Genomic DNA, 21,799 nt, shown 5'->3' on the forward strand with positions numbered 1-21,799 from the left:
GATGATTATTTAGAATTTTTGATTTGTGGTCGCATTGATCCGAGGGCGGCACAGTAGGCACACGCTAAGCCGTCGGCGGCGTCATCTGGTTTGGGTGCGCGATTGAGTCGGAATATCAGCCGCAGCGCTTTTTGTACTTGCGGTTTAGAAGCCTGGCCATAACCGGTTAGAATTGATTTGATTTGAAGCGGAGTCAGTTCGGTGGTGGGCAGCTTGGCTTCGGCCAAGGTAAGGGTGATAACGCCGATGGCCTGACCAACACCGAAAGCGGTCGTAACATTCTTGAAAAAATACAATCGTTCGATGCCTACTTGGTCGGGACGGAATTTCTTGATTAGTTGCCGCAGTTCTTGTCGGATGGTAATCAGTCTTTGGGGAAAAGTTTCTCGGGTAGTCGTGGTGATAACACCGGCGGCATGAAACTGGATCGTATTGCCAGTTTTCTTGACCACGCCGTAGCCTAAGCGTGCAAAACCTGGGTCAAGTCCTAGAATAATCATACGTTGGCGTTGGTATAGATTGCGTCGATGTCCGATAAATCGTCGAGCTCACCCATCAAACTGAGCAGTTTGGCTTGGTCGGCTTCTGACAAAACCACTGGGGTAGTGGGGATGGGCCGAATTTCGGCTGTGCTAAGCTTGATACCACTCGAGGTAATGGCGTCGCGTACGGTTGTGAAGTTGTGATGATTTACAAATGCCTCAAATCCCAAATCGGTGGGTTCAATATCATCGGTTCCGGCTTCGATTAAAGCCAACTCAATGTCTTCGGGGCTGCGACCGATGTTTTCACTGCCCAGTATTTCAAAATATCCGCGTGTTTCAAACTGCCAGCGCACCGTATTGGGCGTACCCAGGCGGCCGCCGTGTTTGGCTAGAGTGGACCTGATTTCACTGGCGGCGCGGTTTTTATTGTCAGTCAGCGCTTCGATAATCAACGTACTACCAGCTGGGCCAAAACCCTCGTAGGTCACCGATTCAATCATAGCGCCGCCTAACTCGCCGGCGCCGCGCTTGATTGCCCGCTCGACGTTATCATTGGGCATGTTGGCTTCGCGCGCCTTATCAATGGCCAGACGCAAACGCACATTCATATCCGGATTTTTACCGCCCTCTCTGACTGCGACTACAATGGCGTTACTTAATTTTGTGAAAACGCCACTCCGTTTTTGATCAGCAGCGCCTTTCTGTCTTTTAATCTGTGACCACTTGGAGTGACCGGACATAGTGCGTGTTGAGATGTAGTGACAGCATTAATTAGCAGTGGAATTATAACAGAAATATTTATCACGGTCAATTTGCCAAACGCGCAAATAGTCGCTATTATTTAAGGATGAAACACATACTCAATTCAACAACAGCCATGCGTCAACTAGATCGTGATCGCATGATTGACTCAATCGTTCAGTTTGATCAACAGTGCCGTCAAGCATGGCAGGAAGTAAAAAAAATAGCCTGGCCGATTGCGCTAACCAACTGTGATAACATTGTGTTGAATGGCATGGGCGGGTCGGGTTTAGCGGCACACGTTATTCAATCGCTTTTTCGCGATCAGCTTAGCGTACCATTTGATGTCGTGCATGGATACGAGCTTCCCAAAACGGTAAACGCCAGGACGCTTTATATTGTCGTCAGTTATTCCGGCAATACCGAAGAGCCGCTGGCCACTATTCCTTTGGCACAAAAGAAAAAGGCACGCGTGCTGGTCATCGCATCTGGCGGTAAACTGGCCGCGACAGCCCGACGGCAAAAAATTCCAGCCTATATATTTTCAGAAAGATACAATCCTTGCGGTCAGCCGAGAATGGGTTTGGGCTATAACCTCACGGCGTTACTGGCCATCTTAGGCCGATTGGGATATATTCATGTCTCCGATCGAGAATTTGATCAATCATTGCGTACGCTGGAACGACTCAATCGCCAATTTGGCATAGACCAGCCGGTCGCCAGCAACTCAGCAAAAAAGGCGGCCCAGGAATTATCCGGTCGGATACCGATCATAGTCGGATCCGAGTTTCTTGAGGGCAATGCGCATATTATGTCCAATCAAATCAACGAAAACGGCAAGAACTTTGCCACTTATTTTGTCATTCCAGAATTGAATCACCATTTGCTGGAGGGCTTGGAAAATCCAACTAGCCGGGTTAAGGGTCTGCGCTTCTTTTTTCTCGAATCCCGTCTGTACGATGAACGCAACCGCCGCCGCATCGCGATAACGAAAAAGATCATAAAACGCCTGGGCGGATACGTGTCTTCATACCGGCTGACCGGCCCCAGCCGTTTATCTCAAGTCCTGGAATCAGTTCGGTACGGTTCATACACGAGCTACTATTTGGCCATATTGAACGGACTGAACCCATCGCCGATACCTTGGGTGGATTACTTTAAGAAACGTTTGGCTAAGCCGTAATCAGCCATGATGATTCCGTTGATTCGCAAACCTGCCACCACCAGGCGCCTGCTACTGATCGGATACGCTGCGTTAATCTTGCTATTCTGGGTGATGAGTTATCGCAGCCTGAGGTTCGATTTAATTTTTCTGATACTACTTGGCGCAGCGGCGATGATGCAGCGCGGCCGGTCATTCATAAAAGATTGGTTGCCGATTTTAATGATTCTGTTGGCGTATGAGGCTACGCGTGGCATGGTGGACGATTTGGGGTGGAGGGTACACATTACTGACCTGATCAACACAGAGCGATGGTTGTTCGGCACGATACCAACCGTTGATTTGCAGAGACTGTGGTACACGGCTGGCATTTATCATTGGTACGATTATGTTTTTGCCCTATTCTACGGATCATTTTATTTTATCCCGTTCGTCGCCGGATTTATACTATGGATAAAACAACGCAGCCACTTTCGTTTCTTTGCCAACGGGTTAGCTTTATTAACATTAGCCGGATTTGTAACCTATGCGCTATTTCCAGCTATGCCTCCCTGGATGGCCAGCGAACAGGGATATATCAGCGGGGTAACAAAGATTCTAGTCGGCTTAACTCAGTACGCTTTCAAAGTGCATTTACCGTCGCTGTATATGATGATTGGGGCTAACCAGGTAGCCGCCATGCCTTCGCTGCATTCCGCCTGGCCGTGGTACACGTTTCTTTGTCTGACGTATTTCTATCGCTGGAAAGCAGTCTGGTTTATCGTGGTGCCGACAACAATCTGGTTGGGCGTGGTATACTTAGGCGAGCATTATATTATCGATGTTATTGCCGGCGTAGTCTACGCCACGATCGCCTTTCTCATCGTTTATGCCCTCAGGAAACATATTCTTGATACCACGCCACCGAAAAATTATGATACGCCCGCCATCTCATCGTAGCCTTGTTTTTGTCGCCGCCGGCCTGGTTTGCTTCGGCTTCTTTTTTTTGATGCAGTATAATCCAACCTTCGCCGACCCGGATTCTTTTTATCACACCAAAATGGCTTTGCTGATGAAAGATCGGGGTATCATATATAACTTTCCGTGGCTGGGCAATTATACAATTTTAGGGCATGCCTATACGGATCAGCACTTGCTTTACCACGCATTCTTGATACCGTTCGTGGCCTGGCTGCATCCGGTGGTGGGGGTAAAATTAGCCACCGCCATATTAGCCACCGCCGCTATCATGACATTTGTTTGGGTGCTCCAGCGCTGGCGAGCCCGATTTGCCTACGTATTCGGTTTTCTGCTGATGATTATACCGCCATTGATCTTTCGACTCGATTTACCCAAGGCACCGGCCGTATCGATAATATTTTTATTGCTCGGCACCTATTTAGTAGTGGCCGATCGATGGCGTGCCATGTTCGTGTTGGCCTGGCTGTACGTCTGGGCTTATGGCGGCTTCTCGCTGGTAGCCGTGATTAGCGGGCTCTATGTGGCGGTGAACGTCGTTGGTGCATTAATTACCTGGCTGAAATATCGGGTGCGTCACCGGCGGGGATGGTGGCCGGCTATTTGGCGTCAAAAAAGCTGGCTAGTCTTCTTCAGCGCGCTAGCCGGGATTGGAGCCGGATTGGTAACCAGCCCGTATTTCCCAAAAAACCTGGAGTTCTATCGTTATCAATTGTTTGAGATTGGCGTAAAAAACTACCACCAATTGATAGGGGTTGGCGGAGAATGGTATCCATACGAGATCTGGGATCTGCTTTCGGCAACCGTTTTTGCCATCATTCCGGCGGTGCTGGCTCTGGCCGTATTTGTGATCAATCGGAAGGAGCGCCAGCGGCGCCATATACTGCTTCTGCTGTTGATGTTGTTCTTTTTGGCGCTAACGTTGAAATCGCGCCGGTACGTGGAGTATTTTGTGCCGTTCACAATGCTCTTTGCCGCGACGGTGCTGGGACAATGGCTGCAGCGCGTTCAATGGCGCCGATACTGGCACTCTTTTACCCGGTTATATTTTCGCAAACAGATTCTGGTTACGCTGGTATCAATTTACTTTTTAGTCACTGTGCCAACAATTATTATCCAGGGCGTCTTGAATGAACGCACCCAGCTAGCCGAAGGCACGTCCTACACCCAGTTCGCTGCCGCGGGCGCTTGGCTAGCCCAGCATTCCAATCAGGGCGATATTGTGCTCCACAGCGACTGGGACGAATTTCCAGCACTATTCTATCACGATGATGTAAATAATTATATCAATGGACTGGATTCTACGTTTATGTATCTATATGACAAGGATCTGCATAAAAAATGGGTCGACATTACAATGGGCAACCAGATTCCGGGCTTGCGTAGCGTGGTAATGAATGAATTCAAGGCACGCTACGTTTTTGCCACGCTGGATCACACCGCCATGCGCCGGAACATGGAGTCAGTCGGCTTTCCGCTGGTGTATGAAGATTCCGAGGCGGCCGTCTATGAGGTGAAATAATCTATGATGACATAAAAACAACCCCCCGAAGAGGGCTGTTTTTATATTGACTCGAGTCGATACTAGTTGGTAGCGGCCGTGTTGACGCCTTGGCCAATGAAGTACACGATCGCAGCGGCCAACAGAATGATAATCAAACCGATAATCGCGGCTGAAATAATCTGCTTGGCTTTGCTGATCCGCTCTTCGTTACCAGCGGCTGTTAACCACATGAAACCACCGTAGATTATCATGATTACCGCGATCAAACCGAGGAAAGTCAACGCCCAGCCGATAATGCTGGTGATGCTGGACTTCAGATCCTTGGTCGGAAGAGTGGTGCCGTTAACGTCGTTGGTATTGAAAGTTACCGCCAGCGCGTTGGACGGGGCGAAAACGAGAAACAGCAGGGCGAGAAGACCGATTGAAGTAAATGCCTTTGTAAGCTTTTGCATTGTTTCACCCCCTTTCGTAAAGGTTTTTATGTTCATCTTGTTACAGACTGAATTCATTATACTCAATTGCGCTCACGTTTGTCAAAGTTGAGCCGGCCTATGTGTTAGTGGCCGTGTTAACACCACCAAGCACAAACTGAACAATCGCGAATGCTAAGATAACTATAATCAAACCAATTATGGCCGCGGTGATGATTCCCTTGGCCTTGCTGATTTGTTCGTCATTGCCAGCCGCCGTCATCCATAAGAATCCGGCATAAACGACCAAGATTACACCAATCACGCCCAAGAAACCCAAAATCCATTTGATAACAGCCAGTACGGTTGGTTTTAGGCCCTTGCTGGGAAGGCCCGCGTCGGTGGCTACGTCGTTGGATAAGCCATAGTCACTGGCGGCGATTTGAACGGGTGACGAGGGGCTCACGCTGGCGGCCTGGGCGGCGTGCGGGGCAATGGTTAGCATGCCAATGCCGGTAAGCGCCACTACGGTCATTGTGCAGCAGAGAAGAATACGACGTAATGAAATCATTGTGATCATTTATTAATGGATTATTTAAATGCGGAAGTGACGAATCTAAGAATCGATAAGCTTAATATGACGATCACCATGCCGATAATCGCATAGATGATTGTATCGCGGGCTTTTTGAAGCCGCTCTGAATTACCAGCTGAATAGATATATTGAAAGCCGCCATAGACTACCATCACCAGCGCAATGATACCCAGCACGCCGACCAAATACTTTATAACCAGGATAATGACATCTTCAATCCTCATGTCGGGGTTGCCGTTACCTAGTGGATTATTGAGAACGCCACTGCCTGTGGCGGGCGTGGCTGCCAAAGTTGGAATGGCAACGGCCAACAGGCAGAGCATTAACAGTAGCGAAAGCAGACGTAGTTTCTTCATGTTAGTAGAGTATTAAAATGCACTAGAATCACAATTGATCGCGCTGAGATGGGTGTGATTGAATTCATCGGCCAAATATGAACGGAAATTCCAACAGGGTCCGCCGCTGTCCGCCGCGGCCTTGATCGCGTTGAAAAGGTCAGATTCAGTGTAAGGGGCTTTGACATTAAAATCAATTCCCATTGCACCGGTAGTGCCGTTGTGCCCGCCATAGTGGCAGGAATAGGGCATATGAGCGCATTTGGGGGTGCACGGGTTACTTTCATCACCCCGAGTGTAGTTGCATAGCGCGTTGCTCTCCGAATCGTTGCCGACTTCGTAGGTGTAAATCTGACTCATGTCGATCATGTCGTTGTCGACATTAGCCAGGATGCACGTTTTTAACTGGGCTACTTCTGGCGAATCGCCTGCCGGTACTTTGGGATTGCCATATCTCGAATCACTGGCTAAGGTGGCTGGATCGCAATTCCCAGTTCCAAATCCGGTGGGAGGAGTCGACGTGGGGGGATTCATATCGTCCAGCGCTTTGAGCTCGAACCACTTGGCGCCAAACACAGTATTCGAGCCGGTGAATACGTAATAGACGGTGTTCATAATCGCCCAAGCGGCGATGACGATAACGAGCCCGATGACGGCGTTGATCATCTTCGAGCGTCCCGAGGTCACTTTTTCAGAGCTGCCACCCGAGGTGATCCAATCAAACCCACCGGCCACGAAGTACAAGAGCGCCAGCAATCCTACCAGGCTCATGAGCAGCTGGGCGATATTTATAAACATGATAATAAAATCATTGACCGAACAGTCGCCAGTACAGGCGCAGGCGGGCAATATCCGGCCGGTGTTACAGCTGGCCGCTTGTACGGGCAATGCCACGACGCCCAGCCAGAGCAGGGAAATTATACCGGCGATGATAGTTCTGCGTCGGCTGATCATTTCTTTAGGTTCTCGTTTTGATTGATAGTCTTTTCCGCGGCGCTGACGGCCTGCTCGGCCGTGGCCCGATTATTCGTGACATCCTCAATCATGTTCTTGAAGACTTCCTCAACCTTGGCGTAGTCGCGGCCGTGATACCATGACGTGCTATCCAGCGCCTGATCGGTAAACACCTTGATGGCCTCGTCTTGTTCGGATTGCAGCAGGATTACTTCGCGCAGCGCCGATGGCCGCATCACCTGGTTCAGATAACCAACTACCTGTTCTTTCTTGGTCGCATAGGTAATGAAGTCCCAGGCCCAATCGCTGTTATCAGATTTGGTATAGACAGATTCTACCCAGTAGTTGGCAAAATTAACGCTCTGATCCAGACTAACCTGTGGCAGCGGTGCGATATCAAAATCGAGGGTCGGCGCCGCGGTTTTAATTAAGGGCGCCTGGTAGGAATAACCGATGAAGTAGGCCAATTGACCCTGGATAAACGCCTCATAGGCGTCTGGCAGATCGGTATTCCACGAATAAGCCTGCTTGGCCGGATTGGCAAAATCAGTAAAAAACTGCAAAGCGTGCGGTCCGGGTTTAAAATTACTTTCCGTGTCAGTCTTGGCAGACGCGGCAAAGTTAGCCTGAAAGGTGGCGCTTTTATCGCCCTGGTTCATGGTGGCTCCATCCTGCATCATCAGCGTGGACAGTATGTCGACATAACGCGGTACATTGTCGGCCGCTCCCAGCGCAATCGCCGACTGAACAAGCTCGCCCGAGGAACTCTCTTTGACCAGCTTGGGAACCTGGTTAAGTAATTCGCGCCAGGTGGCCGGAGGCAAGGGAATCCCAGCCTTGTTAAGAATACCCCGATTGTAATATAACGCTAAGCTGTCGATCGCCAGCGGCAACCCATAGACGCGTTCTTTGGCGTCGGCATCGTTGAATACCACGTCTTCATAGACGGTCGGCACAAACTTAGACTTAATATCGTTGATGGAATATGTCTTAGTCTTTTCGTTGACGTATGACGTTTCTTCTTTGACGCCCAGCACCTTCTTGGTGACGCGTCGAGGAATGGTTAACGATTCGGGCAGCGGTTTCATGAAATCTCTGAATTCGCCCACCTGGTAGTTTGGTATTGAGAAGATGTCTGGACCCTCACCGCGCGACCAGGCGGATAGCAGTTCATCCCGGAATTCTTCAAAACGCAGCTTCTTGTACTCAATGGTCACATTGGGATGGGTGGCTTGGTAGCCGCTGATTATCTGGCTGAAAGTATCTTCTTCATCAAAAACCCGCCAGATCTTCAGAGTGATCGGTTTGGCGGTAACGGGCGGCTTGGAAGTACAGCTTGCTCCGGTTAGAACAACCGCCAGCAAGAGTAGTGATATGATGGAAAACCGAACGCGCAAAGATTTGAACAACTGTATAATCATACGATAGTTCTTAAATATTTCCTCAGTGCTGGCCCCAGGTTGGGGTGCCGTAAGCCATCGTAGATATTAGCCTGTAGCCAACCCAGTTTTGAACCCAGGTCGTAGACCTTGCCCGAAAATTCGCAGGCGAATACGGAACGCTTCTTGTTGAGTACTGAAACGGCATCAGGCAACCAAATTTCGCCTCCTTTGCCGCGCCGAGTTCGCCGTAAAACCGGGAAGATGTCGGATGTCAGTACGTAACCCTTGAGTGAGGCCAGGTTTGACGGTGCTTTGTCGAGCGATGGCTTCTCAATGATGCCCAGCACCTCGTGGACATTACCCTTGATGTGCTTGTTTTTGATAATGCCGTATTTTGTAATATCCTGGCGCGGTACGGCCAAGACGCCCATGACCGGTGATTGGTATTCTTGGTATACTTCCACCATCTGAGCGATGCAATTTTTCTTGGAAATTATGTAATCATCGGGCCAAAGTACCACAAAAGGTTCATTACCGATGACATTCTCGGCGCACAAAACAGCATGGCCGTTACCTAGAGCCTGTTTTTGCCGAATATACACAAAATTTGCCAGCTCGGAGACTTCAATAATCTCGGCTAGCTCCTTGGACTTTTTGGCTTGGCGGAGGCGAAGCTCTAGGTCAGTGTTGCGATCAAAGTGGTCTTCGATTGCCCGCTTGCTTTGTCCGGTGATTAGAATGATGTCGGTGATGCCAGCCTTGACCGCTTCTTCGACGGAAATCTGCACGGCTGGTTTATCTATGACCGGCAACATTTCTTTCGGCTGTGCCTTTGTCGCCGGTAAAAAACGCGTGCCATACCCAGCCACGGGAATAATGGCTTTGGTAACTTTGGCAAAAGTGTGGTTTGTTTTCATATGTTTGTGCATAAACCATACCACAAAAGACACGAAAAGTAAACCAACAAACGTTCATAGTACAACAAAAAGCGAGGACCAGAGTCCCCGCATTTTGTGTTACGTAGGATTTGGGTCTATTTTATACCGCAGCCGAGGTTAATCGTTCGCCGGCTGTTACCCAATTGATGGCTTTGAAGAAGGCGGTGATATAGTCGGCTCGCTTGATGCCGTAGTCCAGCATGAAAGCGTGCTCAAATACGTCCAGAATCAGAATCGGAACACAACCGGCCAGGTGGTTGGCGTTATGCTCGTTGATCCAGACGTTTATCAGGCGGTCATTGGCTTGGTCGTAGTACAGGACCGCCCAGCCGATGCCGCGCAAGGCCGCGATACCTTTGAATTCTTTGGTCCAATTCTCAAAGGATCCGAAGCTCTGGTTGATCATCTGGGCTAGGGTTGATTCGCCGGACAATTGTGTGGGTGATTTGGTGAGATTGCCAAAATACAATTCATGCAAGCGCATGCCATTCCACTCCCAACCCAGTCGACGGCTGATCTCGGCAAATTCTGGCGTGACAACTTTATCGGCTTTGACCAGTTCGCTGGTCAGGTCGATCAGTTTGTTGGTGTTGGTGACATAACCCTGGTACAGAGTGAAATGATTGCGCAGCATGTCGTCACTGAAGCCGCCCAGGCCGATTAAGTGATCAAATGATTTAGGTTCGTAAGTCATATGTGAGTGATTAGTTAAATCTTGCCAACTAAGTCCATGCCGGGTCGGAGAGTTTTGGCGCCCGGCCGCCACTTGGCCGGACAAACTTCGCCGCCGTGTTCACGCACGAATTGAGCCGCTTGGACTTTACGGAGCAATTCTTCGCCACTGCGGCCAATGTCGTTGTGATGGACTTCGTACGCTTTGATCAAGCCATCGGGGTCGATCACAAAGCTGGCACGCAACGCCATGCCGGCATCCTCAAGATAACATCCCAACGCTCGAGCTAGTTTGGCAGCTGGGTCAGCCAACATGGGAAAGGTGATTTTCTTGATCGCGGGTGATTGATCGTGCCAGGCTTTGTGGGTGTAGACCGTGTCGCAACTAACGCTCATTACTTCGGCGCCGATCTCCTGAAACATGGGATAAAGTATGGCGGCCTCTTCCAACTCTGTCGGGCAGATGAATGTGAAATCGGCCGGGTAGAATATTAAAGCGAGCCATTTGCCTTTGTAGTCGGCCAAACGGACAAGCTTTTCTTTCTCCTCGTGATAAGCTTTTAATTCGATATCGGGCAATGTCAGCCCAATTAAGGGGGTTGGAAAGTTGTTTGGTGTGGGTTCGTTCATATGGTTAAGACGATTTATTAGTGCTTAATATCAAAATCTACCAATAACTGAAAAGTATATCAACAAAACCGACAACGGTCAATTGAAGAAATGTAAAATTGATAATTCCCACCTACGCGCAGACGCTTCGGTGGGCGGGCAAAATGCAAAATGTAGGAAGATTCTTAGACAGAAGCCGATCAAATCGGGGATTGAAAAACATACTGTTCCTTAGCCCCCATTTTGATATTGACAGAAAGCTGATCATTTGCTAATATGCGGAATCGTGTCACTGGTGCGTCGGCTCTCTTCAATAAAGGAAAGCAGTACGATGCCGAACATGGATCCGATCATGATCGAGGTTTGCCCAAGGAGCTCCGGTGGTTATCATGCCAGCCTCCGGGGTGATCGTAACCGCTGGGGTGGGGGAACCACCATTGAACAAGCGGTAGTCGGGCTGGTGAGCGTTTTCCCGGAAATGGTTGGTACGGCGCCGGGCCAGGTTACTGCCGTCATGGTCGCGAGACGACCCAGGCTAACACTGAGGAACCCGTTCAACGCAATGGGAGAACCGAAACCGGAAAGCATGTTTCTACCCTGCGAACTTCGATAGTACGAGACTGGTTCGGGTGTTTTGTCACGCTGGGAGTATGACCAGCACAGGCACGAAGCCAATGGAGGGCGGTATGTCAGTAAGTCTGGTTCTGAAGTCGTACTGTCCGGGGGAGTGTATTCCCTGCACCTGTAGTCTGATGGCTTGGTTGAGGATTCGGGTCCCGGCGCTTACCGGCGTGCCCGATGTCACTATTGCCTGCCAGAGGCGGTCATCGCCCGACGACGGCATAACAGCCGTATTCACAGGCATGGGCACAGCGAACGATCGGCGTCGTATCGCTGACGAACTGAACAGGGAGCTCACCACCTGTTTTGTTGGGCAGGCAGTGTACATCTGCTTCTGCGAATGAAACAGGCATGTCTACACAGACAAGTTGGCTACGATAGGCTCGCGAGCGGTAACGCCCGGGAGCCCTTTTTTATTCTGTCATTGCGACCCCGCTGTTCGCGAACGGCGGGGTTGGCAATCCCCTTATCCGCTGGTACTAACCGGGTGATTGCTTCGTCGCTCGCTTTGCTCGCTCCTCGCAATGACATGAAGGGAAAAGGGGCTCGCAATGACGAATCATTAAAGTTTATCAACGATACTTATAACCTCGTTGGCTGATTTGACGTTCATTAATTTCACTCGTAATGCTTTCGCCTCGGGCCACCCGGACACGTATGCCTTGTAGTGTTTTTTCATAATGTCAAAATGTTTATTCTCGCCAAACATTTTTTCGAATAGGCGGGTATGCTCCAACAAAGCCTTTAGCTTCTCTTTGGGCGTAATAGATTCCGGTGGCCGCTCGGCATCAAAAAACCACGGATTACCAAACGCTCCCCGTCCCACCATAATCCCATCGGCGCCGGTTTGTTTAGCTAACTCTTGGCCTTGTGCCAGGCTGGCCACGTCGCCGTTGCCAATGATTAAAGTTTTTGATTTAATTGCGTCACGTAATTCGATGGCGCGCTTGATTCGATCCCAATGCGCCGGACCTTTGGACATTTCTTTTCTAGTGCGCGCGTGGATTGTAATCGCGGCCAAATCGACATCGAGTAATACCGGCAGCCATTCATCCAAAATGTCATTCGAATAACCCAGGCGTGTTTTTACCGACACGGGCAGGGTACCGGCGCCGCGAATTGTTTCGGCGATAATACGTTGGGCCAGCTTAGGGTCTTTCATTAGTTTGGCGCCGGCGTTTTGTCTTTCTACGGCGCGATCGGGACAACCCATGTTGATATCGATACCATCGAATTTCCACTCTTGAGCCATTTGGGCGCAGCGATAAAAATTGTCCGGCTTAGAACCAAAAAGCTGCAGCACCAACGGCCGTTCGTTCTCGGTATATTTAAGATCAACCTTCAATCGTTCGAGCCCCTCGGAGCACAACCCATCGCAGGAAATAAACTCGGTGAAAAAAACGTCCGGCGGCCCATACTTCGCGAACATCCGGCGAAAGGCCGAGTCGGTCACATTGGCCATTGGCGCCAGGATGAAGAACGGTTTACGCAGTTTTCTCCAAAAGCCTGATTTCATGTGTTTTTTAACCTATGTTGTTTCATTGGTAAATTGACTCTAACATGATTTTCTGATACAACCAAGGCAGGTTATCATGGGAATCACAAAAGGAGGCCGCGGATGTCAGTTCGACGGTTGTCGCGTTCATTAGAGGAGGGCCACACCTATTCGGGGGCGGCATTTGCCGAGCAACTTGAGGTGTTTATCGACAGACTACAGGATAGCGCTGTATTTCAAAAAGCGGTACTCCGCGAGGCGCATGAGGCGTTGCTTCACGTGCGTGACGCCATTATTGGCCGACCTCCGGTTGATGCGGCCAAAAGCGCAGCCTACTATGCGATGTTTGCCAGGATGTATCGCCGGGTCGTGAGTTCTGGCCATTCGCGAGAGCAGATGAACTACTGGTTCTTACTGGCCGAGGGGTTCGTGGAAAGACTGTCCCGAGCCGCCCGGTACTCATTCTCTGGTTTAGATGTTGAACTACTCGGAAATCTCGCCAAAATGTTCCGGCTCATTGCCGAAGAGGGCGAACACCGAGCATACAGCAGGGGCATGTCTGACGACGATGACGAATAGTTCCCATCTCGTTTCGTTGGACGCTCACCACCACCTTGATCAAGGGGTGGTTTTCTTATAGCCAAGTTGCCCCATCGAAGGCGGGCAAACGTTTGCCCGCCTACGTTTGGTGTGATTATTCAAAGTTAATACCCTTGATAGTATACAGCGGCAATACGGCGCATTTTACCCGCGAGGGTGAAAGATCGACGGCCAGTTTTTTTAGTAATACGGCGGTCTTCATGGCTTGAGCCTGTTTTAAGGTCTTGCCTTTTATCATATTGGAGAGAATTGATGACGCGGCTTGGGAGATGGCACAGCCCGAGCCTTCCCAACGGACATCGGTAATTATATTCTTGGAATTTAATTTTACGTAAAACCTGACTTCATCGCCGCAGGAAACATTTTGCCCGGGAAATATTTTCGTAGGATGAGTCAACTTACCCTTGTTACTGGGCGTAGTGGCGTGACGATAAACTAGCGTGTTGTAAAGGTCGGCCATTGTTTGATGATCTCGGTTAATGCGGACGCCAGCGCGTCAACTTCGATTTTAGAATTATAAACCGACAGACCGATCCGGGCGGTAGCCGGCACGTTTAGTTTTTGATGCAACGGTTGGGCGCAATGATGCCCGGCGCGCACGCAAAAGCCGCGCTCATCCAGCCAGCTGGCCAGGTCGTGGGCATGCAGTCCGGTAATGGTAAATGCAATCACGCCTCCGCGCTCGCTAGGTGATGGTCCGTAGATCTTCAAGCCCGGTATTTGTGAAAGTTTTTTGTAAGCATATGCGGTTAGGTCTTTCTCGTGCCGGATTAACGCCGGCCAGCCGAGTTTCTGAAGATAAGCTACGGCGGCTCCCAGGCCAGCTACCTGAGCCAGGGGCGGCGTACCGGCTTCCAGCAGGCCCGGCATGGGCTTGAAATCACTATGCTGCCAATCAACCCGGCTGATCATATCTCCGCCGGTCTGGTAGGGTTGTAATTCATCCCAGTGCTCGGGTGCGACATAGGCGACGCCGATACCGGTGGGGCCGTACATTTTGTGTCCTGAGAAGACCAAGAAGTCCGGCTTAAGTTTTTTGATATCAATTGGTAAATGGGCGATACTTTGGGCGGCGTCGACGACCACGACCACGCCAATTTTTTGCGCCGCACGAATAATATTTTCAATTGGGTTAATCGTACCAAGTACATTTGATACATGAGTCAACGAAAGCAGTTTTACGCCGGCCAGTGTTTTTGTTAGATTGGTTAAAACCAATTTACCAGCCGCATCGATCGGCCAGTAGCGCAGAATTAGACTTTTTTCCTTGGCTAGTTGTTGCCACGGCACGATATTGGCGTGGTGTTCCATCTCGGTCACTAGAATCACGTCACCGCGCTTGAGATTTGGCCTTGCCCAAGCCTGGGTGATCAGGTTAATTCCTTCGGTGGTGCCTTTTGTGAAAACTATCGATCGTGCATCGGACGCGTTTAGAAATTCGGCTACCTGGCTACGCACGCGCTCATAGGCCACGGTCGCTTCTTCGGCCAGGGCGTAGACGCCCCTGTGAATGTTGGCGTTGGTGGTTTCGTACCAGTTGGTTTCGGCGTCGATAACCGATCGCGGTCTTTGGCTGGTGGCTACGGAATCAAAGTAAATAAACGGCCGGTGGCGCGCCGCCATGGATTTAAATATTGGGAAATCCTGTTTGATGTTTTTTGGTATCATTTAGGTGGCTAGATAACGGTCGAATAATCGTTTAATGTTTTCATTGGGAGCGTGCCGGACAACCTGATGGACAAACGCTTTGATCAGAAGCCGGTCGGCTTGTGGGCTCGACAATCCGCGAGTGGTCAGGTAAAAGCGTTCCAACTCTGATAGGCGTCCGACGGTAGCCCCATGATAGGCTTTTACGTCATGATTGAGGATTTCAAGATTGGGTACGGTTTTGATGCGGCTCTGCTCTGATAATAATAGCGCATTCTGAAATAAAACTGAATTCGTGCCCCGTCCTTTCGGTCCAATTCGCACTTTTCCATCAACTGATGTGTCCGAATGATCACGCCCCAAGCCAGCCCAGTGAATAGCGCCGCGGCCTCGTTGTTTTTGGTGGTCATTAGTCAAACACATTGAAACATTGGCAGTTTGTCGGGCATCAATAATTGTGTTTATCTCACCGGTAGCGTTCCATCCGATATGCCGGATGGTTTGGTTGATCACGTGCCGATGATTTAACCGTCCGTACCAATTTAGCGATGCTCGGCCGTGCGTATCTACCAACGTCAAAGTATTTAAATCAAACGATTGATTGTTTATGCTCTCACCAAAGTAATCAGCTTGAGCTCCTTTTTGACAAAGAATAACCGTGGAGCTTCCGGCCGGTACTTTGCCGGAATATATAAGATGCTCAATAATCGTTAAGTGGGCTCGTGGGCTCGCGATAAAATACAACGTCGGCCAGCTGGCTAATAATTTGTTAGTGAATTCAATGGTTAGCTTAGTGTTGCAGGGTACGATCGTGGCAAAACGGTTAGGCTGGCTTAAACCCGACGTCTTGTCCAAAATAGCGCGCAACGTGGCGGGTAATTTGGCGTATGGTAAAATTGGCGCTTTAAAAGCGCTTTGAATGGCATTGATAGACAGTTTTGTGGGATGGTGAGACTTGGTTAGGGTCATCCGATTGAGTCCTTCATTTCCATGGCGATCAGGCGGTTAAGCTCGATGGCATATTCCAGCGGCAGTTCTTTGGCAAAGACTTCCATGAATCCCACCACCACCATACGCTCGGCCGCGGCGCGGGAAAGGCCGCGCGATTGCAGGTAGTAAAGCTGTTCATCGCTAATTTTTGATACCGACGCTTCGTGTTCAACTATCGTCCGGTCGTTTTCAATATCCATCGTTGGATAGGTGTCCGATCGCGAAAGTTCGTCAACCAGAAGGGCGTCACAGCGCACATTCACCCGGCAGTTGGCGGCCCAGGGTACAACTCTTACCAGCCCGCGGTAAGAAGCGCGGCCGCCGTCCTTGGATATGGATTTGGAAACAATTTTCGATGATGTGTCGGATGCCAGATGCCAGACCTTGGCGCCGGTATCCTGGTGCTGACCCTTACCGGCGAACGCTACCGACAGCACGTCGGCACGGGCACCGCGGCCCTTGAGCAATACGGCCGGATACTTCATGGTCACCTTTGACCCCAGATTACCATCGACCCACTCGACCAGCGCGTTTTCATGTGCTACCGCTCGCTTAGTCACCAGATTATAAACATTCGAGGACCAGTTTTGAATGGTGGTGTAACGGATTTTTGCCCGGGGCAGGGCGATTATTTCCACCACGGCGGCGTGCAAAGAGTCTTTGGAATAGGTCGGGGCGGTACAGCCCTCGATGTAGTGAACCGAGGCATCTTCGTCAACAATAATTAATGTGCGCTCAAACTGGCCCATCGATGGCGCGTTGATGCGGAAATAGGCCTGGAGCGGCAGATCGACTTTCACGCCCTTGGGCACATAGATGAACGACCCGCCCGACCAAACCGCCGTATTGAGCGCGGCAAATTCATTATCGCGGGTGGGAATCACCGAACCAAAATATTTCTGCACCAATTCCGGGTGCTTCAACGGCGCTTCCGACATATCGCAGAAGACTACGCCCAGTTTAGTCCATTGCTCTTTAAGATTATGATAAATCACCTCCGATTCGTATTGCGCGCCGACACCGGCCAGGAACTTACGCTCGGCTTTGGGAATGCCCAGCTTTTCAAAAGTATTTTTTATATAAGCCGGTACGTCTTTCCAGGTGGTGGTAGGTTGGTTGGATGGTTTCCAGTAATAGGTAATGTCATCGAAATCAATATCAGATAAATCGGCTCCCCAAGTCGGCATTGGTTTCGAAGCGAATACCTTCAGCGCTTCCAGCCGCTTGGCTAGCAGCCAGGCCGGTTCTTTCTTATGGGCCGAGATCGATTTAACCACACTCGCGTTGAGCCCCTTGGGAGTGCGAAAAGAGTATTTCAGCGGGTCGTGAAAGGTTGACTGTGAAGTATTAAAATTAATCGCTCGACTCATTGGTTATTTCTTTTCCAACAACCAGGCATAGCCTTGGCGGTCTAGTTTATGAAGCAAGCCTTGCGCCCCCGAAACCGCAATCGCACCATCGGACATAACATGAACCGCGTCCGGTTTTAAGGCATGCAGAAGTTTTTGATAATGGGTAATTACCAGAACTACTCGCTGGGGAGCCTTAAGCTTTTTTACGGTCTGGGCGACCAGCTTGAGGGCGTCAATATCCAGTCCCGAATCGGTTTCGTCCAGTATAATCAGTTTGGGTTGAAGCATGAGCAGCTGAACCAATTCGGCCTTCTTTTTTTCACCACCCGAGAAGCCCTCATTGATTGAACGCTCCAGAAACTTCGGTGCTAACTTTAATTCACGCAATGCGTTACGCAGTCGCTGGTCAAATTTTTTCGAGCTAGCCTTTTCCCCGGTGACAGCCTGATACGCCGTCCAGAGAAATTCGCGGTAACCCACGCCCGAAATTTCGATTGGGTATTGGAACGCCAAAAACACACCTAGCCGGGCACGTTCGGAAGCGGAAAGCTTCAAAATATTTACGCCTTGCCACATGACCCGCCCACTTTTCACCTGATAACCCGGGTGACCCATCAGGATGTTAGCCAGCGTTGACTTGCCCGAACCATTCGGACCCATCAAAGCGGTAATGGTGCCCGGTTTGGCGAGCAGATTCAAATCATGAAGAATAATCTTGCCTTTGGGGCCGGCGGTCAGCCGATCGATATGCAATGTGAACTTTGATATTTTGGACATGTTAGGTTAATAATTTAGCTAATGAAATACCGGCCATAGTTTGATCCAACGCGGTTTGAACCTTGGACCAGGCTTTTTTAGACGGACAATGGTTTGATAACGCGCAAGCTCGGCCTTGATTATGGGTGGCACAGTCGATCAGTTGAAGGCGTCCCTCTATCAGTGAAACTATGGCTTTCAACGAAACTAATTTTGGATTCTTAACCATAACATAACCGCCATTGCGACCGCGGCGGCTTTTTATCCAACCGGCTTTTTTGAATGGTAGAATCAATTGCTCAAGATACTTGAGTGAGATGTTTTCGTGACGGCTGATTTCAGACAGTGTTACCGATTGTTGGGTGGAGTATGATTTGGCCAGCCAGAGCGCCAGGCGCAGGGCGTAGTGCTCTTTGGCCGAAATGGCACCGAAATATGGCATCGATTTATAATCCTAGTAAGATAGTAGGATTATACGATAATAAGATTGTTGCGTCAATAGTCATCCCCCCTTTTATTTAAAGGGCGCCAGATGGTTTGTGATAACCGTTTCTATCATATCTCGTTATTGCGACCCCGCTGTTCACGAACGGCGGGGTCGCAATGACGGGTACTATAATGTGTGGGCGATTAAGAGCATAAAACAAGTTTTCTCAATGGGTGGTTTACGGAAGAAAAATCAACTATAGCAATTATTGTACGACTTCAAACATTAGCATTATAATAACGGCACATTATTAAATATCATTATATGAAGCACATCGCCAATTTCTTCTATGAACTAGGTATGCTGAAACGTCAATTACACGTGGGGCCCACGTTGGCTGGTGCGCTGCCGGTGGAATTAGACAGCTTAAGCGATCACACGGCGCGCGCGGCATTGATTGGGTATATATTGGCCGATCTGGAAGGAGTCAATCCGGAAAAGGTAGCGTGTATGCTCTTAGTGCATGATGTCCCGGAAGTTAGGATTGGTGATCAGCACAAAGTGGCGGCTGGATATCTCAATACCGACGCGGCCGAACAGGCGGCGTTCGAAGAACAGTTGGAGTTATTGCCTGATGCGGTCGCGGCCAGCTGGAAAAAGTATCAAGCGGAATTTAACCAACGCGATACCAAAGAAGGAACAGTGGCCAAAGATGCCGATTGGCTGGAGACGGCCATTACCGCTCGTGAATTGGTCGGGCGCGGTTATTCGGCTATGCAAAACTGGATAGACAATGTGCGCTCCGCGCTGGAAACAGCTAGCGCTAAAAAGATCCTCGAGGAAATAGAAAAAACAGAACCGACCGACTGGTGGAAAGATCTCAAGAAGATGACGTATACAAAACTGGGATAATAGTATCCCTCTGCATATTCAAATGGCTTAATGAGGCGCCGTGCTTGACACGGTCGTTTAAGTTTAGTATACTCATTAATACAATATTTCTTAGGAAATCCATGAACAACTGCCAACTATTTCATTCTCTGTGGACGACCCCTGTGCGTGATGCGCGGATTGGGTCGATTCTGGTTGCACTTGATATGCAGCCGGAGTCCCGGACGGCAGAATTGAGCATGGAAGAGTCGTTGGCGAATACACTTTTGTAACAATAGACACACTTCTCCTATGTTGAGTTCTGCCGAGATCCGGCAGAGCTTTTTTGGTTCGCGGCCAGGTTTGAGTCAATGAGGAATTGACCGTACACCGACCGCAGGGTTCATTGAAAACATAGGAGGAACACCGTGCTCAGATCGCATTGGCGCAAACTCAAGACTACTGTCGAGCCGCTGGTCGTCAGCGGCCGCCGCCTGATCGTACCCACCTGCCTGTTGATTGCGGCGGTCCAGGCCATGCAGTTTGCCGGCCCGTATCTGTTCAAGTACGTGATCGACGGGTTAGCCACCGGCGTTGCCGGCCGGCCGGTTCGGCTAATCTGGATCTCGTTCGGGGTCTGGATGCTGCTGGGAGTGGTCAAGAAGTACCGCGATGAACATATCTTCACCTACCTGTTGCTGCTCCAGAAACACCTGCCGCTCCAGGCGGCCGCCAAATTGGTGTCGCTGCCGCTGGGGTACCACGAGCAAAACAACACTGGCAGTACGATCAACAAGATCCGCCGCGGAGCCGACATGTTCGAGTACCTCAATGGCACGTTCTTGTTCGAATTTCTGCCGACGGTTATTCAGACAGTCGCCACGTTCGTTATCTTGTTGGTGCTCAACTGGCGGATCGCTCTGCTCTTCTCGGCGGTCATACCGCCGTACGCGGTTGTGACATACTGGCTGAACCGGCGGGTGCAGCCATTGCGCCGCAGCCGGTTCGATGGCTACGAAGTGAGCGCTTCCACGCTGACGCAGACGATCATGAATGTGGGCACGGTGCAGTCGTACGCCCAAGAAGAAGCGGAGGTGCGGCGGTTGACCGACATCCAACATAGTATCTTTACCACGGAACTGCAGGAGTGGCGGACTGTCATTCGGGTGAATTTGCTGCGCGACCTGATCATTAATCTGGGCAGGCTGGCTGTCCTGTTGGTCAGCACGACGTTCATCATGCGGCATGAAATCAGCTTGGGCAGCCTGGTGTTGTTTCTGTCGCTGTCGGAGCAGGCGTACTTTTCGCTGTTCCGGCTGTCGCGCATCTTCGACATCTCGGCTGAGGGAGCGGAGGCGATTACCCGGCTATCCACTCTGGTGAAGGAGCGGCCGGCTATTGTCTCGCCGCCCGACGCTGTACCGGTAACGCGGCTGAATGGAGGCATACACTTCGAACATGTCACATTCGCCTATACGGCTAACGGCGATGAGGCGCTAAATGACATCTCATTTGCCGTCCAGCCGGGCGAAACAGTGGCATTGGTCGGGACGAGTGGTAGCGGTAAGACAACGATCGTCAAGCTGTTGTACCGGCATTATGACGTGACCGGAGGGCGGGTGGCTATCGACGGACAGGACGTGCGCCAATTGCCGCTGTCGGAGGTCAGAGGGCAAATGGCAATCGTACCGCAGGAAGTCGATCTCTTCGACCGGACGATTCGTGACAACATCGCGTTTGCCCATCCGGGTGCGACTGATGAGCAAGTCATTCAGGCGGCCAAGCTGGCGCACGCGCATGAGTTTATTGTCCGGCTGCCTGATGGCTACAACACGCTGGTGGGAGAGCGCGGTTATCGCTTATCCGGCGGCCAACGCCAGCGGGTGGGCATTGCGCGGGCGATCCTGACTGATCCGCGGATCCTGATCTTCGACGAGGCGACCAGCCAGCTGGACAGCCAGTCCGAGCGGCTGATCCAAACGGCGCTGGACCACCTCCGGCGCGGCCGCACCACCATCCTCATCGCCCACCGGCTGAGCACGATCCAGCGGGCCGACCGGATCCTGGTCTTCGACCGGGGCCGGCTGATCGAACAGGGCGATCACGCTCGTCTGGTCTCCCGCAACGGCCTGTATGCCAGTCTGCATCGGCTGCAAGTGGAGGGAGCAGTCGTGTGATGTTCGTAAGGCGTTTCCGAATTCGGGGACGCCTTTATCTATATCGACAAACTTACCCGATTACAGTTATAATTATTAAAGACGCCTTTTGATTTCTAACCACTAACTTTGTGAGCGACT

The 21,799-nt window shown here is 50.5% G+C and carries 25 protein-coding genes; 8 read left to right on the forward strand and 17 right to left on the reverse strand.

Annotated features, from left to right (window positions below):
* Positions 1 to 5: 5 nt before the first annotated feature.
* The gene (ruvC, locus tag WC734_03605; protein ID MFA6198208.1) at positions 6 to 500 is read right to left on the reverse strand and encodes a crossover junction endodeoxyribonuclease RuvC; all 495 of its coding nucleotides are present in this window, start codon (positions 498 to 500) and stop codon (positions 6 to 8) included.
* Complete coding sequence (locus tag WC734_03610) at positions 497 to 1,225, reverse strand: YebC/PmpR family DNA-binding transcriptional regulator (GenBank protein MFA6198209.1); 729 nt, start codon at positions 1,223 to 1,225, stop codon at positions 497 to 499. The genes ruvC and WC734_03610 overlap by 4 nt, the downstream gene beginning before the upstream one ends.
* A gap of 107 nt (positions 1,226 to 1,332) precedes the next feature.
* On the opposite strand from WC734_03610, the gene WC734_03615 reads away from it, so the two are divergent.
* Genes WC734_03615 through WC734_03625 form a run of 3 tightly spaced genes read left to right on the forward strand, consistent with a single transcriptional unit; the run spans position 1,333 to position 4,867 of the window.
* Entirely contained in the window at positions 1,333 to 2,409 is a 1,077-nt protein-coding gene (locus tag WC734_03615; GenBank protein ID MFA6198210.1) for a bifunctional phosphoglucose/phosphomannose isomerase, read from the forward strand.
* 6 nt (positions 2,410 to 2,415) lie between these two features.
* On the forward strand, positions 2,416 to 3,327 hold the full coding sequence (locus tag WC734_03620; protein MFA6198211.1) for a phosphatase PAP2 family protein: 912 nt from the start codon (positions 2,416 to 2,418) through the stop codon (positions 3,325 to 3,327).
* On the forward strand, positions 3,302 to 4,867 hold the full coding sequence (locus tag WC734_03625; GenBank protein ID MFA6198212.1) for a hypothetical protein: 1,566 nt from the start codon (positions 3,302 to 3,304) through the stop codon (positions 4,865 to 4,867). Before WC734_03620 ends, WC734_03625 begins: the two co-directional genes overlap by 26 nt.
* A 62-nt stretch (positions 4,868 to 4,929) precedes the next feature.
* Here the strand turns inward: WC734_03625 and WC734_03630 are convergent, their stop codons facing one another.
* The 8 genes from WC734_03630 to WC734_03665 all read right to left on the reverse strand — a co-directional run bounded on the left by WC734_03630 (position 4,930) and on the right by WC734_03665 (position 10,765).
* On the reverse strand, positions 4,930 to 5,301 hold the full coding sequence (locus WC734_03630) for a hypothetical protein (GenBank protein ID MFA6198213.1): 372 nt from the start codon (positions 5,299 to 5,301) through the stop codon (positions 4,930 to 4,932).
* Between the two features lie 97 nt (positions 5,302 to 5,398).
* Positions 5,399 to 5,830: a hypothetical protein gene (locus WC734_03635; GenBank protein MFA6198214.1), complete on the reverse strand. Its 432-nt coding sequence runs from the start codon at positions 5,828 to 5,830 to the stop codon at positions 5,399 to 5,401.
* A 20-nt stretch (positions 5,831 to 5,850) separates the two neighbouring features.
* Entirely contained in the window at positions 5,851 to 6,210 is a 360-nt protein-coding gene (locus tag WC734_03640; GenBank protein ID MFA6198215.1) for a hypothetical protein, read from the reverse strand.
* Between the two features lie 12 nt (positions 6,211 to 6,222).
* Positions 6,223 to 7,143, reverse strand: coding sequence for a pilin (locus WC734_03645; GenBank protein ID MFA6198216.1), 921 nt, complete (start codon positions 7,141 to 7,143; stop codon positions 6,223 to 6,225).
* Entirely contained in the window at positions 7,140 to 8,564 is a 1,425-nt protein-coding gene (locus WC734_03650; GenBank protein ID MFA6198217.1) for an extracellular solute-binding protein, read from the reverse strand. The genes WC734_03645 and WC734_03650 overlap by 4 nt, the downstream gene beginning before the upstream one ends.
* A complete protein-coding gene (gene galU / locus WC734_03655; GenBank protein MFA6198218.1) occupies positions 8,561 to 9,442 on the reverse strand; it encodes a UTP--glucose-1-phosphate uridylyltransferase GalU in 882 nt (293 codons plus the stop codon). Before galU ends, WC734_03650 begins: the two co-directional genes overlap by 4 nt.
* Positions 9,443 to 9,563: 121 nt before the next feature.
* Positions 9,564 to 10,157 carry a Fe-Mn family superoxide dismutase gene (locus WC734_03660; GenBank protein ID MFA6198219.1) on the reverse strand — a complete coding sequence of 198 codons (594 nt, stop codon included), beginning with the start codon at positions 10,155 to 10,157 and terminating at the stop codon, positions 9,564 to 9,566.
* Positions 10,158 to 10,171: 14 nt separating this feature from the next.
* Positions 10,172 to 10,765, reverse strand: coding sequence for a redoxin domain-containing protein (locus tag WC734_03665; GenBank protein MFA6198220.1), 594 nt, complete (start codon positions 10,763 to 10,765; stop codon positions 10,172 to 10,174).
* Between the two features lie 265 nt (positions 10,766 to 11,030).
* Here WC734_03665 and WC734_03670 point away from each other — a divergent pair, with 265 nt between their 5' ends.
* Positions 11,031 to 11,357, forward strand: a complete 327-nt coding sequence (locus tag WC734_03670; GenBank protein ID MFA6198221.1) for a hypothetical protein — start codon at positions 11,031 to 11,033, stop codon at positions 11,355 to 11,357.
* Positions 11,358 to 11,394: 37 nt separating this feature from the next.
* Entirely contained in the window at positions 11,395 to 11,709 is a 315-nt protein-coding gene (locus WC734_03675; protein ID MFA6198222.1) for a hypothetical protein, read from the forward strand.
* 218 nt (positions 11,710 to 11,927) lie between these two features.
* Here the strand turns inward: WC734_03675 and WC734_03680 are convergent, their stop codons facing one another.
* Positions 11,928 to 12,881 carry a tRNA-dihydrouridine synthase gene (locus tag WC734_03680; protein ID MFA6198223.1) on the reverse strand — a complete coding sequence of 318 codons (954 nt, stop codon included), beginning with the start codon at positions 12,879 to 12,881 and terminating at the stop codon, positions 11,928 to 11,930.
* 102 nt (positions 12,882 to 12,983) lie between these two features.
* Between WC734_03680 and WC734_03685 the strand changes: the two genes are divergently transcribed.
* On the forward strand, positions 12,984 to 13,439 hold the full coding sequence (locus tag WC734_03685) for a hypothetical protein (GenBank protein MFA6198224.1): 456 nt from the start codon (positions 12,984 to 12,986) through the stop codon (positions 13,437 to 13,439).
* 115 nt (positions 13,440 to 13,554) lie between these two features.
* Here WC734_03685 and WC734_03690 read toward each other — a convergent pair whose 3' ends face one another.
* From WC734_03690 to WC734_03715, 6 genes are read right to left on the reverse strand one after another with little or no spacing between them, the layout of a single operon-like run.
* The gene (locus WC734_03690) at positions 13,555 to 13,920 is read right to left on the reverse strand and encodes an iron-sulfur cluster assembly scaffold protein (GenBank protein ID MFA6198225.1); all 366 of its coding nucleotides are present in this window, start codon (positions 13,918 to 13,920) and stop codon (positions 13,555 to 13,557) included.
* Positions 13,896 to 15,128 carry a SufS family cysteine desulfurase gene (locus tag WC734_03695; GenBank protein MFA6198226.1) on the reverse strand — a complete coding sequence of 411 codons (1,233 nt, stop codon included), beginning with the start codon at positions 15,126 to 15,128 and terminating at the stop codon, positions 13,896 to 13,898. Before WC734_03695 ends, WC734_03690 begins: the two co-directional genes overlap by 25 nt.
* Positions 15,129 to 16,076, reverse strand: a complete 948-nt coding sequence (locus WC734_03700; protein ID MFA6198227.1) for a SufD family Fe-S cluster assembly protein — start codon at positions 16,074 to 16,076, stop codon at positions 15,129 to 15,131.
* The gene (sufB, locus tag WC734_03705) at positions 16,073 to 17,467 is read right to left on the reverse strand and encodes a Fe-S cluster assembly protein SufB (protein MFA6198228.1); all 1,395 of its coding nucleotides are present in this window, start codon (positions 17,465 to 17,467) and stop codon (positions 16,073 to 16,075) included. Before sufB ends, WC734_03700 begins: the two co-directional genes overlap by 4 nt.
* 3 nt (positions 17,468 to 17,470) lie before the next feature.
* The gene (gene sufC, locus WC734_03710) at positions 17,471 to 18,226 is read right to left on the reverse strand and encodes a Fe-S cluster assembly ATPase SufC (GenBank protein ID MFA6198229.1); all 756 of its coding nucleotides are present in this window, start codon (positions 18,224 to 18,226) and stop codon (positions 17,471 to 17,473) included.
* Position 18,227: 1 nt separating this feature from the next.
* On the reverse strand, positions 18,228 to 18,647 hold the full coding sequence (locus WC734_03715) for an Rrf2 family transcriptional regulator (GenBank protein MFA6198230.1): 420 nt from the start codon (positions 18,645 to 18,647) through the stop codon (positions 18,228 to 18,230).
* Between the two features lie 309 nt (positions 18,648 to 18,956).
* Between WC734_03715 and WC734_03720 the strand changes: the two genes are divergently transcribed.
* Positions 18,957 to 19,544, forward strand: coding sequence for an HD domain-containing protein (locus tag WC734_03720; GenBank protein MFA6198231.1), 588 nt, complete (start codon positions 18,957 to 18,959; stop codon positions 19,542 to 19,544).
* A gap of 386 nt (positions 19,545 to 19,930) precedes the next feature.
* Entirely contained in the window at positions 19,931 to 21,679 is a 1,749-nt protein-coding gene (locus tag WC734_03725; protein MFA6198232.1) for an ABC transporter ATP-binding protein, read from the forward strand.
* Positions 21,680 to 21,799 lie beyond the last annotated feature (120 nt).

The sequence above is a fragment of the Patescibacteria group bacterium genome (genome assembly GCA_041661625.1).
Taxonomy (GTDB): domain Bacteria; phylum Patescibacteriota; class Patescibacteriia; order JAHIZJ01; family JAHIZJ01; genus JBAZUB01.